This window comes from Paenibacillus sp. NPDC058898 (genome assembly GCF_049316025.1).
Classification (GTDB): Bacteria; Bacillota; Bacilli; order Paenibacillales; family Paenibacillaceae; genus Paenibacillus_AQ.
This window is the reverse complement of the sequence record NZ_JBMOSM010000012.1, coordinates 40,973-59,065: the sequence shown is the minus strand read 5'-3', so window position 1 is coordinate 59,065 and position 18,093 is coordinate 40,973. Positions and strand designations below refer to the sequence as shown.

At 50.8% G+C, this 18,093-nt stretch carries 16 protein-coding genes; 11 read left to right on the top strand and 5 right to left on the bottom strand.

Annotated elements, in window-relative coordinates:
- Nucleotides 1–162: 162 nt before the first annotated feature.
- Together ACOZB4_RS25980 and ACOZB4_RS25975 are read right to left on the bottom strand one after the other, a co-directional pair.
- Nucleotides 163–1,890: a phospho-sugar mutase gene (locus ACOZB4_RS25980; protein WP_379410892.1), complete on the bottom strand. Its 1,728-nt coding sequence runs from the start codon at nt 1,888–1,890 to the stop codon at nt 163–165.
- 41 nt (nt 1,891–1,931) lie between these two features.
- Nucleotides 1,932–2,963: a LacI family DNA-binding transcriptional regulator gene (locus ACOZB4_RS25975; RefSeq protein ID WP_379410895.1), complete on the bottom strand. Its 1,032-nt coding sequence runs from the start codon at nt 2,961–2,963 to the stop codon at nt 1,932–1,934.
- 346 nt (nt 2,964–3,309) lie between these two features.
- Between ACOZB4_RS25975 and ACOZB4_RS25970 the strand changes: the two genes are divergently transcribed.
- The 9 genes from ACOZB4_RS25970 to ACOZB4_RS25930 all read left to right on the top strand — a co-directional run bounded on the left by ACOZB4_RS25970 (nt 3,310) and on the right by ACOZB4_RS25930 (nt 13,289).
- Nucleotides 3,310–4,629: an ABC transporter substrate-binding protein gene (locus tag ACOZB4_RS25970; RefSeq protein WP_339269957.1), complete on the top strand. Its 1,320-nt coding sequence runs from the start codon at nt 3,310–3,312 to the stop codon at nt 4,627–4,629.
- Between the two features lie 5 nt (nt 4,630–4,634).
- Nucleotides 4,635–5,513, top strand: a complete 879-nt coding sequence (locus ACOZB4_RS25965; protein WP_235201867.1) for a carbohydrate ABC transporter permease — start codon at nt 4,635–4,637, stop codon at nt 5,511–5,513.
- Entirely contained in the window at nt 5,500–6,339 is an 840-nt protein-coding gene (locus ACOZB4_RS25960; RefSeq protein WP_379410899.1) for a carbohydrate ABC transporter permease, read from the top strand. Before ACOZB4_RS25965 ends, ACOZB4_RS25960 begins: the two co-directional genes overlap by 14 nt.
- A 136-nt stretch (nt 6,340–6,475) precedes the next feature.
- Nucleotides 6,476–8,116: an alpha-glucosidase gene (locus tag ACOZB4_RS25955; protein ID WP_379410903.1), complete on the top strand. Its 1,641-nt coding sequence runs from the start codon at nt 6,476–6,478 to the stop codon at nt 8,114–8,116.
- A 13-nt stretch (nt 8,117–8,129) separates the two neighbouring features.
- A complete protein-coding gene (locus ACOZB4_RS25950) occupies nt 8,130–9,101 on the top strand; it encodes an MTP-1 family protein (protein ID WP_379410905.1) in 972 nt (323 codons plus the stop codon).
- 83 nt (nt 9,102–9,184) lie between these two features.
- Complete coding sequence (locus ACOZB4_RS25945; protein ID WP_379410907.1) at nt 9,185–10,246, top strand: glycoside hydrolase family 130 protein; 1,062 nt, start codon at nt 9,185–9,187, stop codon at nt 10,244–10,246.
- Between the two features lie 299 nt (nt 10,247–10,545).
- Entirely contained in the window at nt 10,546–10,953 is a 408-nt protein-coding gene (locus tag ACOZB4_RS25940; RefSeq protein WP_339269950.1) for a VOC family protein, read from the top strand.
- Nucleotides 10,954–11,200: 247 nt separating this feature from the next.
- Nucleotides 11,201–12,703 (top strand): MDR family MFS transporter, encoded by a 1,503-nt coding sequence (locus tag ACOZB4_RS25935; protein WP_379410912.1) that lies wholly within the window; start codon nt 11,201–11,203, stop codon nt 12,701–12,703.
- Nucleotides 12,704–12,707: 4 nt separating this feature from the next.
- Nucleotides 12,708–13,289, top strand: coding sequence for a PadR family transcriptional regulator (locus ACOZB4_RS25930; protein WP_379410916.1), 582 nt, complete (start codon nt 12,708–12,710; stop codon nt 13,287–13,289).
- Between the two features lie 96 nt (nt 13,290–13,385).
- On the opposite strand, the gene ACOZB4_RS25925 is transcribed toward ACOZB4_RS25930, so the two are convergent.
- Entirely contained in the window at nt 13,386–14,216 is an 831-nt protein-coding gene (locus ACOZB4_RS25925; RefSeq protein WP_076322322.1) for an aldo/keto reductase, read from the bottom strand.
- Nucleotides 14,217–14,425: 209 nt separating this feature from the next.
- Between ACOZB4_RS25925 and ACOZB4_RS25920 the strand changes: the two genes are divergently transcribed.
- Complete coding sequence (locus ACOZB4_RS25920; protein WP_339269944.1) at nt 14,426–14,617, top strand: hypothetical protein; 192 nt, start codon at nt 14,426–14,428, stop codon at nt 14,615–14,617.
- A gap of 104 nt (nt 14,618–14,721) precedes the next feature.
- Here the strand turns inward: ACOZB4_RS25920 and ACOZB4_RS25915 are convergent, their stop codons facing one another.
- Together ACOZB4_RS25915 and ACOZB4_RS25910 are read right to left on the bottom strand one after the other, a co-directional pair.
- Nucleotides 14,722–15,093, bottom strand: a complete 372-nt coding sequence (locus tag ACOZB4_RS25915) for a hypothetical protein (protein ID WP_213646409.1) — start codon at nt 15,091–15,093, stop codon at nt 14,722–14,724.
- 101 nt (nt 15,094–15,194) lie between these two features.
- Nucleotides 15,195–15,779 (bottom strand): nitroreductase family protein, encoded by a 585-nt coding sequence (locus tag ACOZB4_RS25910; RefSeq protein ID WP_076322325.1) that lies wholly within the window; start codon nt 15,777–15,779, stop codon nt 15,195–15,197.
- Nucleotides 15,780–16,082: 303 nt separating this feature from the next.
- On the opposite strand from ACOZB4_RS25910, the gene ACOZB4_RS25905 reads away from it, so the two are divergent.
- Nucleotides 16,083–18,083 (top strand): S9 family peptidase, encoded by a 2,001-nt coding sequence (locus tag ACOZB4_RS25905; protein ID WP_379410922.1) that lies wholly within the window; start codon nt 16,083–16,085, stop codon nt 18,081–18,083.
- Nucleotides 18,084–18,093: the final 10 nt, after the last annotated feature.

Here is an 18,093-nt window from a genome sequence, read left to right as displayed (position 1 = left end):
TGAAACATAGCGGTTCCTGGAATCATTAATACAAACGATTATCGCAGCTTTTGCAATTCTTACGCAGTATGATACCCACCTGCCTTCCAACCGCTGGCCGATATCCAAAAAGGACTGAACCTTTCCCGTTCTTCAGCGAACGATCAGGTCCAGTCCTTTTTTCTATGTCTGATGCTGTTCGATATAAACATCAATTCGAGCCATTACATCTTCCGTAAGCGCAGCGATCTTAGCCTGTGCATCCTCATACCTGCTGCCCTGAACAGCAAAATACAACTTGATCTTCGGCTCCGTGCCGGACGGACGAAGGCAGAACCAGCTGCCGTCGGCAAGATGGAATTTCAGCACATTCTCTTGCGGCAGACCATGCAGTCCCCGGCTGAAATCCTCGGTTCCGATGAGTTCAATCCCCGCCACTTCGCTTGGTGCCGATTCACGCCAAGCGCTCATGATGCCTGCAATCAGCTGTATACCTTGAATGCCCTTAAGCGTTCTCGTCTCCAGCTTCTCGGCGAAATAGCCGTAGGTTCGGTACAACTCTTGGAGCACTTCATATAAAGACTTACCTTGCGTTTTATAGTAAGCACCCGCCTCGGCCATGAGCATGGCTGCAACGACAGCGTCCTTATCGCGAGCATAGCTGCCGGCAAGATAACCGTAACTTTCCTCATAACCAAAAATGAAGGTAAACGCTCCGGTCTTCTCGAACTGCGTCATTTTCTCCCCAATGTATTTAAATCCAGTCAGCGTGTTGAAGACGGTCATGCCGTATGCAGCCGCGATGGCAGCTCCCATTTCGCTGGTCACAATCGTCTTGATGATCGCGCCATTCTCCGGAAGCGTTCCTTTTTTCTTCATGGATTCCAGCAAGTAGTGCACCATGATGGCACCGGACTGGTTGCCGCTAAGGATGAAATACTGTCCTTGATCATTCTGAATGGCAGCCCCCATGCGGTCCGCATCCGGGTCGGTTCCCAGAATGAGGTCAGCCGCGCATGCCTTGGCCTGGGCAATGGCAATCTCAAATGCGGCATGTTCTTCGGGGTTAGGCGATTGCACGGTTGAGAAATTGGCATCCGGTTGTTCTTGCTCCGGCACGATATCCACATGCTGAAAACCTAGATGCTTTAGAACAGCACGTACAGGAACGTTACCGGTTCCATGCAGCGGCGTAAATACGATTCGGTAATTGCTGCTGGCTTCAGGTAGGATTCCGGGATTTTGGCTTATGCCTGCAACGGCGAGGGTATAAGCATCATCGATCTCTTGGCCGAGCCATACGAGCAGGCCGCTCTCTTCCGCCTCTGCCCGGTCCAACTTACGGATTTCTTCAAAAGAAGCGACATGCCCGATCTCCTCAATCACTCTGGCTGCCGTATCGGGCGTAATCTGCCCACCGTCCGGACCGTACACCTTATATCCGTTATATTCCGGTGGATTATGGCTTGCGGTAATCACGATTCCCGCCTCTGCGTTCAGATGCCGCACGGCATAAGACAATTCAGGCGTCGGACGGAGAGCTTGAAATACATAGGCCTTAACGCCATTCCCTGCGAGCACCCGTGCCGCTTCAAGCGCAAATTCGGGAGAAAAATGCCTAGAATCGTACGCAATCACCGCCGAAGGCGATTCGTACTCCTGCTTTAGCGCAGCGGCAAGCCCTTGGGTTGCTTTCCCCACGGTATAGATATTGATACGATTGCTGCCTGCGCCGATCACGCCCCGCAGTCCGCCGGTTCCGAATTCCAGTTCCTTATAGAAACGGTCTGCGATTTCGCTCTTGTTATGTGCAATAGCGCGAAGCTCATCCTTGGACGCTTCGTCAATCACCCCGCTGTTCAGCCATCGTTCATATGCCTGTACAGCTTGTTCTTGTGCTTGAGTGGTCATATTGTGAATGCCTCCATCTCGAAATCATCGAATCATTTATGTTAATTGCGCGGAGCCGATGTCGAATCGCGTTCAATAAGTGTTGTTGGTAGCAGCAGCTCCATATGCGGCGCGTCTGGCTGCTTCATTCGCCAGAACAGCTGCCGGATCGCCGTTTTGCCGAATAGTCTCAGGTCCACTCCCATGGTGGTTGTCTTGGGCGTAGCCAACCTGGAAAGCTGTCCGTTATCAAAGCTGACAATGGAAATATCGCGCGGAATCTGATAGCCCATATTATAAATGGTCGAATTCACGATAAACCCGAGACCGTCATTCACGCAGAACCAGGCAGTAGGCTGTTCGTCCAGCCCCTGCAGCCGCTTCTCCATAAATTCCTGATCTTCCAGCGCGTCGCTAAGAATCCATTTCGGGTGCAGCTCAATGCCGAGTTCATGATGGGCAAGCCGGAACCCTTCCAGACGTTCATAATAGCTCGGGGAGAAGGAAGTATTGCCGACAAAGCCGATGCGTGTATGCCCGAGCTCATAGAGGTACTTAACGACATGATAGGCGCTGAACCGGTTGTTCGTAAGAATAGCGTCGGCTTGCACATCCGGATGGTGATGATCGATGAGCACGGTAGGAATACCGGTATCGATCAAGGTGTTCATATATTCGGTACTAAGATGCGAAAGGATCAAGATCCCGTCGACTTCCCTTCCCTCGATAAAAGGGGGCAGCGTCTGATCCTTCATCATCTGCTGGGAAATGGATTGGATCAGCAGCTTCTTCCCTCTCTTCTGCACTTCATTTTCTATAGTAAGGTAGATTTCCCCGAAAAAGCCCCGCATAGAGAAGGCAAAATCCGTTGCTACTAGAGCAATACTGCCTGTAGATTCTTCCTTGTCCTCTTGATCCGAGGATCGCTTGCGATTTCCGGTATAGATGTAGCCCAGCTCATCGGCCGTTTGCATGATGAGCTTGCGCGTCTCCTCGCTGACACCGCCTTTACCTGATAGTGCTTGCGAAACCGAATTTTTGGAGATTTGCAAGTGGTCTGCGATGTCCTGCATCGTAACTTTTGGCTTGGTCAAGGATAACGTTCCTTTCTCTTTATAGTAAGAATAGTTGTATAGGACGAATGGATTCTCATCATACTATACCGAAAACAAACAGAGATTTGAAAGCTCTTGCCCGAACATTACAAACATTATTTTAACGTTACAAAATAATTATGTAAAGTAATATATTCATGTGATCTACCTCACAGGAATTAATTGTTTGTTGTATTTCGCAGGTTAAAGCGTTGACAAAACTATTAGTCATGAATAATAATGTGAATACAACGCTTTCAGTAATTAGTAATCCTATTTTGTAACGTTACAAAAATAGCAGTGTCAACGTTTGGTAGACATCTTGCATTTAGGAGGAAGGGTCAATATGAAAAAATCAAGAATTTCTTTGCTTCTAGCAATCTCATTGGTAGGTGGAACGGTACTCGCCGCTTGCGGCAACGGCGGCAGCAATGGCGGTCAAAGCGCAGACGGCGTAACCACCGTCGAATTCTGGGCGGCACCTAACCCGCCGCAGCAAGCATTTTGGCAAGAGATGGCCAAAGAGTACGAAACTGTGAATCCGGACGTAAAGGTAAACGTTAGCGCGATTAAAGAATCACCAAGCTCTGAGGCAAGTATTCAGGCATCCATCGCAGGCGGGAATGCACCGACGGTAGCTGAGAATATTAACCGCGGATTCGCCGCGCAGCTATCCAATAGTAAAGCGCTTGTAGCTCTTGATGAACTGCCGCAATTTAAGGAAATGGTCGAGTCCCGTAACATGACCGAAACGATCGCTCCTTGGGAATTCGCGGACGGCCACCAATATGTATTGCCGATCTACTCTAACCCGATGCTGATCGGATGGCGTACGGATTTCCTGAAAGAGATCGGATATAATGAGCCGCCTCAAACGTACAGTGAAGTTCTGGAAGCCACAACGAAGCTGAAAGCGAAATATCCGGATAAATATATGTGGGCTAAAGGCGCCGACCTTGCAGACCCTACGGCCTGGAAACGCTGGTTCGATTTCTTCTTGCTCTACAACGCAGCTTCGGACGGCAACAAATTTATCGAAGGCCAAAACCTTGTCGCGGACGATAAAGCTGGGGTGGAAATGCTGACTTTCGTTGATGACCTTCGTAAAGCTGGTGGTGTATTGGCGCAGAATGCAACCGATCCATTCGAAACCGGTGCGGGGGTATTCACTGATATCGGTCCTTGGACATTCGATATGTGGGCAACAAAATATCCTGAACTTAAATACGGAGAAAACTTCACCCTGACCCTGCCTCCGGTACCGGATCATATGGATCCGGCAGATGCAAAAACCTACGCGGACGCAAAAGGCCTAGTTATCTTCTCCGCAGCTCCGGAAGCATCGCAGCAGGCTGCCGCCGAATTTTTGAAATGGGTTTATTCCAACGAGGAAAATGACGTGAAATGGTTCAAGCAAACCAACCTGCCTCCGGCGCGCGATGATCTGAACGAAGTGGAAGGCTTCAAGCAGATCCTCGCCGAGAAACCGGAACTGGCTCCTTATGCGGAAGCGGTGTCCAAAGGCGTTCCAGCCATGGATAATCCGAAGTTTAATGAGCTTCAAACCTTGATTGGACAAGAAGCATTTAATAAGGTCATCCGCGGAGAAATCGATCCGCAAACCGGTTGGAATAACATGAAGAAAGCGATTGAAGGTGAACTTTAATCATGATTAATAAGCAAAACAATAAGTTGGGCTGGCTTTTTGCCAGTCCCTACATTATTTTCGGATTGGTATTTTTCCTGGGACCGCTCCTTTGGTCCTTATACCTTTCTTTTACGAATTGGGACCTGATTGCTCCTGAATTTGATTTTGTAGGGCTGGATAATTTCCGGAAGGCCATGGCCGCACCCGGGGTGCAATCCGCCTTCTGGGTTACCTACAAGTTCATGATGCTGTTTGTTCCACTGGTAACCGCCATGTCGCTCGCCGTCGCTGTTGTTATTCAGGGATTGCCCAAGTTCAAAAGCGTGTACCTGATCGGCTTCTTCCTGCCGTATCTGTCCTCAGGCGTTGTTGCTTCCCTGATTGTACAAGGCTTCTTGTCCTACAACAGTCCGGTCAATGAATTTTTGAGAGGCACCTTCGGGATCAATATCGACTGGCTCGGCTCACCGTTCTCGGCGCTGTTTATCGTCGGTCTGATTTTGGCCTGGAAGTTCACGGGTTATTACGCCTTAATCCTGACTTCGGGGCTTGAAAGCATTGATAAGGAAGTCTATGAAGCAGCTGCCATTGATGGGGTAACCGACAGGCAGCGATTCTGGAAAATCACGCTGCCGCTCTTGTACCCTGCCCTGTATACAACACTCATTCTCTCGTTCGGCGTAACCTTCGGCATCTTCACGGAAGTTTACCAGCTGACAGGCGGCGGACCGAACTTTGCAACCAATACATGGCAGATGGAAATCTTTAATCAAGCCTTTACGAACTTGCAAGCCGGATATGCGTCTGCGATTGCCATTATGGCATCCATCGTAACGTTCATCTCCATCTTCGTGATTCGTAAACTGCTGGAAAGCTGGGGGAAACGAAATGGTTGGGTCTAAGAAATATAGTAAACGTCGTCTCGCGGGCCGCTATGTACTGGCAACCCTTCTGCTTCTCGTCATGGTGTACCCCTACTTGTACATGGTGCTCAACTCTTTTGCCGATTGGGCGCAGGTAGACAGGCAGCTCGTTCCAAGCAAATTCTCTTTAAAATCTTATGAATGGCTTCTTACCGGGGGCGAGGTTGGCATTGCCCGGCCATGGATGAACGCCTTCTTCAACAGCGTCATCGTCTCGGTAGCCTCCACCTTCCTTATGATGCTGTTCGGAATCATGGTGGCCTATGCGCTGTCCAAATTGAAATTCCGGGGACGCGACACCGTGAATAACTTTGTGTTGTTCCATATGTTCTTCCCGGCGATCATTCTCTTGATTCCGAACTTTCTCATTATCCAGAAGGTCGGACTTTACGATACGTACTGGGCGATGATCATTCCAAAAGCCGTCAGTTTATGGGCGATCTTCATGTACACCAACTTTTTTAAAGCCGTGCCGGATGCTTTTATCGAAGCAGCGAAGCTGGATGGGGCATCGGACTTCAAGATTTTGTACAAAATCATGCTGCCCATGTCCAAATCCATCACTGCAGTGATCTTCCTCTTCTTGCTGATGGAGCGCTGGACCGAGCTTTTATGGGATATGATCGTTGTCCGCAGCGACAACATGCTGACGCTCAACGTACTCTTGTCCCAGATGTTCGGGCCATACGGCAGTTACCCGGGTCCGCTCTATGCGGCATCCGTCCTGCTCACCGTGCCGATTATTATCATGTTCGCGATCTTCGGCAAAAAATTCAAGGAAGGCATGCAGTTCAGTCTCAAATAAAACGCCGTTGGCTTCAAAAGGCGCATCGGAACGTTGCAGGAAGCTCGAATATGAGGGTCTGTACTTTACAACCTGCCTATCTGGGCTTCTCTTAAATAAAGGGATGAAAACAGCTTTCATCTGGGAGTGGAAACGTATGGACAGAAACCAAAAAAAGTGGTGGCAAGAAACCGTCTTTTATGAAATTTACTTGCCAAGCTTCTGCGACGGCAACGGGGATGGCCTCGGAGATTTTAAGGGGATCACTTCCAAGCTGAATTACCTGAAGGAACTCGGCATCGGCGGTATTTGGCTGACTCCCTTCTATCCATCGCCCAAGATCGATAATGGCTACGATATTTCGGATTACTACGCTGTCGATCCGGCATACGGAACGATGGAAGATTTCGATGGTTTCATTCATGAAGCTCATCGGCGGGGCATCCGGGTCATTGTGGATCTCGTGCTGAATCACACCTCATCAGCCCATGCCTGGTTCCAGGAGTCCAAATCCTCTACCCTTTCCCCGAAGCGCGACTGGTATATCTGGAAGTCTCCCGTTCATCAAGGGACACCGAATAACTGGGAGTCCTTCTTTGGTGGCAGCGCATGGGAATGGGATGAAGGCACGGGACAGTATTATTACCATGCCTTTGCCAAGGAACAGGTGGATCTGAATTGGGCCAACCCGGAAGTCCGGCGGGCCATGAAGGATGTTATGGGATTTTGGCTGGATAAGGGAATCGACGGCTTCCGGTTGGACGTCATCAATTTCCTTAAGGTCTCTGGCGATTTCCAGGATAATCCGGTAGATGACAACGGCGAACAAATTCACCGGTACGATCAGAACCAAGACGGGATTGTGGAAGCCATCGGCGACATTTGCCGTTATGTGCATGAGCGGGAAGGCATTTTTATGGTAGGTGAGGTCGGTTCTGAGGATATGGACATCCTGCGCCGTTACAGCGGCAGCGGCCTTCTCGATGTGGTGTTCAACTTCAACCTGGGAAGCCAGGAGCAATTTCGGCCGGAGGATTTATTTAATGAGATTAAACGCATGGAAGACCAGCACGCATCCGATCAGCTCCCTACCTTGTTCTTCAGCAGCCATGACATGCAGCGCCACATCTCGAGATTTGGCAAAGGCGATACGGAGCTTGAGGAGCAGAGAGCCAAACTGATGGCAGCTCTCATGTTAACGGCGAAGGGCATTCCGTTCATCTACTATGGCGACGAGATCGGGATGAGGAACCATATCGCGCACCGGATCGAGGACATGAGAGATATCCAGGGCCTCAGCCACTACGAAGCCGCACTTCAGAATGGAAAAACGGAAGAGGAGGCTTTGGACTTGGCCCGGGTCAAGAGCCGCGACCATTCCCGTTCCCCCATGCAATGGAATGGCGGTCGATACGGTGGCTTCTCTGATCAGGCTCCTTGGATCGGGATGGGGCCAGGGCACGAACACATCCATGCGGAAGCGCAACGGGAGCAGCCGGATTCCATTTATTCTTTCTATAAAACGCTGCTCTCGATTCGAGTCCAACATGCTGCCCTCTCCTCCGGTGATTACGTAAAGCTGGAGCAATTGGAGGGATCGGCAATCGCGTATACCAGACGATCCGGCTGCGAGGAAGCCGTCATTGTCCTTCAATTCGCTGATCAGCCGCTTCAGCTGGACCTATCCAATTGGTCCTCCCAGAGGTTGGAGCTGGCTGCTGCAAGCGGCGAGATGGCATCCCTCGGCGGATCAGTAATCGAAATCCCACCGCACACAGCTGCGGTCTGGGTATCCTAACACGCAATTATTTATGATTCATATAAGGAGGCATCATACGGTGGCATTGCATAAATCCTCTGTAAAAACATGCGCAACCCTGTTGCAAGAATATCAAAACAAGAAATCCACGGTTCAGAACCCGGTCAAGCTTTCGTTTTCGGGTGTAGGCGACAAAGATGTATATAATATCACGGCGCCCTTCCGGATTGATGGAGTCACCGTCATTGCGGGCCGGGTGGAATCGCGAGACAGCGAGCATTCGGAAATCCGCTTCTTCGTGGAGCAGGACGGCATCTGGGTACCGAATGAAGGAGCCCCAGTCTTTACGCTTCAGGATCCGTTCTTCACCTTTATCCATGGCGAACTGGTTCTGGGTGGCGTTGAAATCTTTCCTCACCCCACGATGGAGAATGCGCTGATGTGGAGAACCGTATTCCGGAAAGGCAAAACGCTGAATGAGCTCTCCCTATTCTTCACGGGTCCCGATGCAATGAAGGATTTACGCCTCACGGAGCTGGCCGGCGGCGAAATCGGCGTGTTCACCCGTCCCCAAGGCGAAAAAGGCGGCCGAGGTAAAATCGGGTTTACTAAGGTGAGCTCGCTGGAGGATGTGACGGTAGAACTCGTTAACGAGGCCCCCCTTCTGGCTGACCAATTCATCGATGCGGAATGGGGCGGAGCCAACGAGCTGCACTTGTTGAGCAATGGGCTTGTCGGCGTGCTTGGCCATGTGGCAAGCTTCGACGAAGCCGGGGAGCGCCACTATTATCCGATGGTGTTTGCGCTAGACCCGCAGACAGGCGAGTTTTGCGATATGGAATTGATTGCCGTACGTGCCGAATTCTTGCCGGGTGAAACCAAGCGTCCGGATTTGGTTGACGTCGTATTTAGCGGAGGACTCGTTCGCCATGCAGACGGAACCGCCGATCTCTATGCCGGCATCAGCGATGCGGAAGCGCATCGCATAACCATCCGGGATCCGTTCCTCCAATTTGAACAGTAAGCAGATCGGTTTCCGTTTCCTGCCTTTTAGGGTGCGACGACAAACTCAAAATAAATAAGAATATTGGATAGGGGTAAACAACCATGAATATATACAGATATGAGGAGAACCCTCTGATTACACCGGCCGACGTGAAGCCGTATCATGACGGCTTTGAAGTGATTGGCGCCTTTAACGCAGGCGTTGCCGAATATAACGGCGAAGTGCTGCTGCTGCTTCGGGTCGCGGAGCGCCCGATCAGCGCCGATCCGATGATTGTCAAAGCGCCTGTATTCAATGCAGAAACACAGGAGCTGGACATTTTGGAATTCCGTACCGACGATGCTCGTTATGATTTCTCCGACCCCCGTGTCATTCGCAATGTGAATCACAGCGCTACCTTCGAATATTTGACTTCCTTATCCTATATTCGAGTGGCACGCAGCACGGACGGGCATCGCTTTACCATCGACGACAAGCCGCTGGTATATCCCGCGCAGTCGCTGGAAACCTTCGGTATCGAAGACCCGCGCGTTACACAGATCGGCGATACGTATTACATCTACTTCTCCGCTGTATCTCCGGTAGGCGTAGGTGAATCCATGGTTTCGACCCGGGATTTTGTGAACTTTACGCATCACGGGATGATTTTCGGACCGGACAATAAGGACGTGCTGATCTTTCCTGAGAAAATCGGCGGCAAATACTATGCGCTGCACCGTCCTACGACCAAGAGCACAGGCAACCCGGAAATGTGGATCGCCGAATCCGATAATCTCGTATACTGGGGCAACCATAAACATCTCGCAGGCCTGCGCAACGGCATGTGGGACAGCGGCCGCATGGGCGGCGGTGCCGTACCATTCCGCACGGAAAAAGGCTGGCTGGAGCTGTACCATGGCGCAACGTTGGATCACCGCTACTGCATGGGTGCCCTGCTGCTGGATCTGAACGATCCTTCCAAAGTCATCGCCCGCTCCAATCAACCGATCATGGAGCCGGAAGCCGATTATGAGAAGAACGGATTCTTCGGAGACGTTGTCTTCTCCTGCGGCACTTTGGTCGATGGCGATGTCGTGAAGATGTATTATGGCGTTGCCGATACTTCCATGGCTTGCGCTGAACTGAGCGTGAAGGAAATTCTGGACAGCCTGACCTACGAATAAGATTTTTGCCTGCGTGTAGGCAATGCTAACTGTGACTTCGTAATACGATGATTACCCTAACCCAAGGCCTGTTTTAGCAGGTCTTGGGTTTTTGGCATCTGCATGAGGGCATAACAATAGCAGGCTACGGTTGTATCCCGGATTGACTCAACCGGGCGCTGACTCAGCGAAGAATAACAGCCGGTTTTATTCCTCCGATTTTCCAAATATATATGGAAGCGTATACAGAATAAGCTACAATAGATTTATGAACTCGCCTGATCCTTAAGCGTTGATACATACCAAGGAGGAATGCTGTCATGATTAAAGGAATCGCCCATCTGGCGTTCGATGTCGCCGATATGGAGAAGTCTCTGCATTTTTACTGTGATATTCTTGGTTTCACCCGTGCTTTTGATATTCCTAACGATCAAGGTGAACCCTGGATCGAGTACATTAAGGTGCGTGACGGACAGTTTATCGAATTGTTTTACGGTGGGCAACAGAAACCGGAGCAAGTAGAACGGCCCGTCGGATTCTCCCATCTCTGCCTCGAGGTGGAACATATCGAGCGCATCGCGGATCATCTCCGCAATCAGGGCGTGAAACTCGACGTCCCGCCGGTCCAAGGAAAAGACTTCAACTGGCAGTGCTGGGCCAGGGACCCGGACGGCAATCGGATCGAATTTATGCAGTTGGATCCCAAATCGCCGCAGATGAACTGTTAAGTATTAACTGGAAGCAGCTAACAGCGTGTCTTGACGCGAAGGCATCCCGGCAGCCGATTCCCTATTATTGCAAGGTCATCCCGTAAGCTTTGGGTTGGCCTTGTTTTTTCTTGTCCAGAATGTAGAGACAGGCAGTGCCATTAAACATCTTGCCAACATCTGTTAATCCGGCTACAATATAACCACCGAATTATTCAAATTTGAATAATATGTACATAGTTGAATATGGAAAAGGAGTATTCTTAACATGAATGCACAACAAAGCAACATCAAATTGGTCGTGGCCGGTCTGCTGCTCGGCATCTTCATGGCCGCCATCGATAACACGATTGTAGCCACGGCTTTATCGACGATTATCCGCGATCTCCAGGGCTTTGACCAAGTCGTCTGGGTAACCTCAATCTACATGGTTGCCGTAATGGCCGGCACACCGATCTTCGGCAAGCTGTCCGATATGTACGGGCGGAAACGGTTCTTTATATTCGGATTGGTTGTCTTCTTGATCGGTTCCGCCCTCTGCGGGATGGCCAATAACATGACAGAACTTATTATTTACCGGGCGATTCAAGGAATCGGCGGCGGTGCTCTAATGCCGATTGCGTTTACCATCGTGTTTGACCTGTTCCCGCCGGAGAAGCGCGGTAAAATGACGGGTTTGCTCGGTGCCGTATTCGGTACCTCCAGCATTATGGGACCACTGCTGGGTGCTTTTATTACCGATAGCGTTGGCTGGGAATGGATATTCTATGTCAACGTTCCAATCGGGATTGTATCCTTTATTTTCATCATGACCTCCTATAAGGAGACCCGTTCCCATGCCAAGCAAAAGATTGACTGGACGGGAGCCGCAACGCTTGTAGGTGCAATCATCTGCCTAATGTTCGGTCTGGAACTGGGCGGGCAAACCTATGCATGGGACTCACCGCAAATTCTAGGTTTGTTCGGGGGATTCATCGCTCTGTTTATTGCGTTTCTGTTCGCAGAGACCCGGGCAGCCGAACCCATTATTTCGTTCGAAATGTTTCGTAAACGCCTGTTTGCTTCGAGCAATATCGTTGCCTTGTTCTATGGAGCAACCTTTATCGTGGCAACCATCTACATCCCGATTTTTGTTAGCGGCGTGTACGGTGGATCAGCAACCAATTCGGGCCTCATTCTGATGCCGATGATGCTCGGCAGCGTATTCGGCAGCCAAGGCGGCGGTATGCTGACGACCCGGACCTCGTTTAGAAACATCATGATTCTGTCCGTCTTGTGCTTTATCACAGGCATTTTCTGCCTGAGCACGATAAGCCCAGATACGCCGCGCTACCTGTTGACGATCTTCATGGTCCTGACCGGCTTTGGCGTCGGTTTCTCGTTCTCCACGCTCAGCATGGCCTCCATCCATAACTTTGATGCCAGACAGCGTGGCGCGGCAACATCGACGAACTCCTTCCTTCGCTCCTTCGGCATGACGGTGGGGATTACGATCTTCGGGATCATCCAGCGCAACGGCCTGAACAGCCGACTTGCTGAAGCCGGAGGAAACGCGCCGGCCGGTGCCGAGTTAAATGCGGATGCCGTTCTTTCACCTGAAGTGATGGGGCAGCTTCCGCCGAACGTGCGTGAACAGATTACGACTTCCTTGGCGGATTCCATTGCGAATACGTTCTTGTGGGCGCTTGTCCCGGCGGTACTGGCTCTCGTGTTTGTGCTCATGATGGGCAACGAGCGGGTGACCGTGCCTGCCAAGGCTAAGGGAGCCTAATGTCATGTCGATGAAGCTGGCCATCTTGGGCTTGCTGCTGGAAGGAGACCATCATCCGTACGAGATCCGGATCAAGATGAAGGATCGCGGCATGGATCAGTATACGAAGCTTCAGATGGGCTCTCTCTATTACGCGGTAGACCGGCTTGCCGAGAACGGATATATCGAAGCAGTGGAAACCATACAGAGCGATAGCCGCCCGGACAAAACCATCTACCGGATCACGGATGCCGGACGCAAGCTTTTTGAGCAGCTGCTGCTCAAAAAATTCAGGGACATCGAGCCCGTGCATCACCCGCTCTATATTGCGCTGCCGTTCTCGCGACTCGCGGACCCGGCCGTTCTGGCCCCGATCCTGCAGTCCCGTATCCGGGAAACAGAGCATCGGGTGAACCAGGCATATCAATTATACGTGGAACACCAACATATCGTCCCCCGCAGCGCCCAGCATCTGATGATCGGGATGTATGAACATGCCAAGACCGACCTGAACTGGCTGAAAAGATTGCACGAAGATCTAATACAGGGAAAGCTCGGTACGATTGGTGAACCTTTGTTTCCTGTGGATGGGCTCGAAGAACGATAACTGCAAGAGGAACTCTATCCTGATAAATAACGTAAAAAAGAGCGGGCACTTCCCTCATTCCGGGTTGTGCTCGCTCTTTTTATATGGAAGCGAAATTTAGAACAGGACTTCATCCGGATTGGAGCCAAAACGTTTGTTTTGGTTCAAGCCGTCAATGGCTGCCATATCCTCCGCCGAAAGCTCGAAATCGAAGATGCCCGCATTTTCGCGAATGCGATGCTCTTTAATCGATTTCGGAATGACGATGACACCATTCTGAATATCCCAGCGCAGAATGACTTGCGCCGTGGTTTTTCCGTATTTCTCCGCGATCTGCGCGAGCACTGGTTGATCAAGATTGCCCTGCATCAACGGACTCCACGCTTCCAGGACGATATTATTCTCGCGTGCATACCCTAGCAGCTCCTTCTGGGAGAGCAGCGGATGCAATTCGACTTGGTCGACAACCGGTACGACACCCGTTTCCTCGATGATATGCTGCAGGTGGCGGATCTGGAAGTTACTGACCCCGATGGAACGCACGAGTCCTTCTTTTTGCAGATGAATCAATGCTTTCCACGTATCGAGGTATTTATCTTTTCCCGGCCAATGCACGAGATACAAATCAACGATATCCAGCCCGAGCTTCTTGCGGCTCGTCTCAAAGGCTTGCAGCGTCTTCTCATACCCCTGGTCATCATTCCACACCTTGGTGGTGATGAACAGCTCGTCCCGCGAAACTCCGGATTCGCGAATGGCTTGCCCTACGCCCTCTTCATTGCCGTAGATGGCAGCTGTATCGATGCTGCGGTACCCTGCAGCGATTGCTGATTTTACGGACTGAATAACCTCTTCGCCTTCTTTGGTCTTCCATACGCCAAGACCCAGCCACGGCATTTTTACGCCGTCATTCAAAGTAGGCCCATCGGTAAAAGTTTGATTGGCCATTCTGAAATCCCTCCTGTTGATGTAATACAGCGGTTTGTAAAGTCGCTTTCTCCAGTATATCAAAATCCCAGTATCCCGCTCAACGTTACACCACTTGCCAGGTTCCATTCATTTTTTAACTACATTTAACCGGGGTTTAAACTTCGTCCGTTACAATGGAATATATCTTATACGTTACTAGCAGCTAAAACAGGAGGATCCACGAACCCATGGAAACCGCTACGCTCATCGTTGCGATCACTGCACTCGCGCTCATGCTCATTCTATTCATCGGAAATATAATCAACAACGGACTCTCCGCCGTCTTCAACTTGAACATCCGTGCCAAAAAGTACGCCGTGGTGCTGTTAATCATTTACGCGGTGTCGATCAGCGGCTTTGTCCTTCTCACCCAGTGGTGATCTGTCTCAAAATAGAAAAAGGGCCGTCCCTGTCAGAGGCATGTCGCCTCCGGGTTCAGCCCTTCATTCCTATCACGCCATATACAAAAGCATGCGCAGCGAGTCTAGTACCTGCGTCTAAAAATACCGAAGCTCAGCAGTCCGCATGACACCAAGAACAAATACGGCCCTGCCGCCGCCCCTCTTATTGTCTGGCCGAAAAAATCTACGGTTTTGGATGACACGTACGTCATCGTCAAAAATATAGCGACCAGCGCAAAAATGTAGGCAATCAGCTTGTTCATCTTCTTCTCGCGGACCACTTTCAAAAATGGATAGATGAAACATACGATGAAAAACACGCCGCCCTGCAAAAAACCATTCTCTGCAGCCACGCCGATATCCAGCCATTTAAAAAAGAAAGAGGCTATCGCTAAACAGGTGGCTATAAAAATAAACTTGCTCCCCAGATCCCACTGCTTGAACCGAAATTTCATTCCCGTACACTCCCCTAGTGTCAATCGCCCGGATGCCGTAACACCCTTAAGACAAACTTAGGGTTCATTATACCGGATTTTTGCGGTGGAGGGTAGATCAACTACAGGTCTGCAGCACTATTCAGCCATACCGTTTTGTTCGCTGCCGGTTGACGTTTCCCCTGCTTAGGTTCCATATCCGGATAGCCGATGTATAGGAAACCCAGCATTTTATCTTCAGGCTTCAATCCGAACGCTTGATTCATCAGCGAATGGAAACACGGCTCGCCCGTTCTCCACACTGCACCCAAGCCAAGCTCATGAATTTGCAGGAGCATATTTTGAATAGCGGCAAACACCGCTCCGTACTCTTCAAGTTCAATCACCTTGGGGTCCGTGGACGGTTCGACCGCCACACCGATAACAACCGGAGCCCGATACGCCTTCGTACGTCCTGACTCGCGTGCTGCAATTACAGCCTCTTCACTTGTATCATCACCACCTGCCGCCTGAATGTCACCAAGTGCGTTGCCGAGCACGTCGCGGCCCTCCCCTTGCATGACAAAGAATTTCCACGGCTCCGTGAGCTTATGGTTCGGCGCCCAGGTTCCCGCTTCTACGATTTGTTCAATCCATTCCTGCGGTACAGCGTCAGGCTTGACCTTGCCAAGGCTGCGGCGCGTGCGGATAGCTTCACTTACGTTCATATCTTATTTCCTCCTGAGCTATATATAGTTGGTTTTATTTTACATACTCCTAATTGAGAGCCTGTCTCAATTATAACAAAAAGCACACCGTATCGCTTCTAAATTGACCAGTTGAAAATTAATGAGCTGTTTTCAGTTCTAGAGCTTCATTTTACAATCTAGAATTATTGTAATTTCCCCTCTGTTTTACTAGCATTTGGTACGAAACGTTCACATTTCCCCTTTCACTTTTCATCTAGATTTCCATACCATTATCTGGGATAATGATGTTTAACTCACACAAGAAGATTAGGAGGATGATTCATGACTGATAAGCGACTCATAACGCCAGAGGATTTGTACAGGATGCACTGGGTGAATGACCCTGTCGTATCTCCAGCTAGTGGAGCCATAGCCTATGTACATAAATCCGTCAGCGAAAAGTACGACGGTTACCGTTCCCATATCCGCCTGCTTCCTGCAGAAGGAGACCAGGATGTTCCCTTCACGTCCGGCGAGGCGGATGCAGCACCCGCTTGGTCCCCTGACGGGTCGGAGCTTGCTTTCTTGCGCAAAAAGGGCGATAAGCCGCAGGTATGGATCATGCCTGCCAACGGCGGGGAAGCAAGGCCGGTTACCGACATGAAGCACGGTGTCAGCACTTTTAAATGGTCCCCGGATAGCGCACGCCTACTTGTTAGAAGTGAGGCGGAAGCAGCCGAATCTACGGAAAGCGAAGAATCAGACAAAGACGACAAAAACAAGCTCCCTGAGGAAAAAATCATTAATCGCATTAAATATAAAGCCGATGGCGCAGGATTGTGGAATGAACGTCGACATCATCTATACCTCGTAAATCCGGCAACGGAAGAATGCAAGCAAATTACAGAAGGAGATTTTGATATACATGCCTTCGCCTGGTCACCGGACGGCACCCGCATCGCATACAGCACCTGCCTTGCCACCGAGCAATTCCCGAATCCGGATTTTCGTTTGACGGGCGATGTGTTTGTCATGGACCTCGATAGCGGATCCGTAACCGAATTGACGGATGGAACCCTCTCGATCGGTTCCATTGCATTCACCCCGGACGGGCAGTATATGCTCATGCTTGCCAGCGACCTCAGCTGCGGTTTTGCCACCCTGACCAAAATCCACCTGGTTCCGCTATCGGGCGGAAAATCCCGCGTGCTCTTCACGGACATGGATATTCAGCTGGGGCACGCTGCGGTCAGCGACATGAGAGCCGGAGCCGGAACGCCTCCGCTGTTCAGTAAGGACGGCCAATCCGTATACATCCAGCTCAGCCAGGATGGCAGTGTTCATATTGGACGTTTTGCTCTGGACGGTTCATCCTATGAGCTGGTCGTATCGGGCGAACGCGAGGTGTACCAATTCGCTCTGACACCGGAGGAGAACGTGGTGTTCGCCGCTGCCGACCCGCTGCAGCCTGGCGATCTGTTCAGCTTCTCTATCGCTAAGAACGAGGAGAAGCGTCTGACAAACTGCAACGAGGAGCTGTGGAACGAGCTTACGTTAAGCACGCCGGAGTCCTTTACGTTCCGGACGTCGGACGGCTGGCCGATTCAAGGGTGGATCATGAAGCCTGCCGGCTTCACGGAAGGCACCAAGGTCCCAGCCGTGCTTGAGATTCACGGCGGTCCGCAAGCCATGTACGGACATACGTTCATGCATGAGTTCCAGCTGCTTGCTGCAGCCGGCTATGCGGTATTCTACACCAACCCTCGGGGTGGCCACGGGTATGGTCAGGTACACGTTAATACCGTTAGAGGAGATTACGGCGGACGGGATTACCAGGATCTGATGGAAGCTGTAGATTATGTGCTGGATACCTACACCTATATCGACGCTTCCCGTCTTGGCGTGACCGGCGGCAGCTACGGCGGCTTCATGACCAACTGGATCGTCGGTCATACCGACCGGTTCCAGGCTGCGGTAACCCAGCGCTCGATATCGAACTGGATCTCCTTCTACGGCGTCAGCGATATCGGCTACACCTTTACGCAGGATCAGATCTGGGGCAATCCGTGGGACGATCTGGAGAAGCTGTGGAAGCATTCCCCGCTCGCTTACGTGAAGGACGTCCATACGCCGCTTCTGATCCTTCACGGAGAACAGGATCTCCGCTGCCCGATCGAACAGGGAGAACAGCTGTTTATCGCTTTGAAGCGACTCGGCCGGGAAACTCAGTTCATCCGTTTCCCGGGTGCGGATCACAACTTGTCCCGAAGCGGCCATCCGCATCTGCGGGTGAAACGCTTGAGTCATATCGTCCGTTGGTTTGTGGAGCATATCGAAAAATAAAAACAAAAGA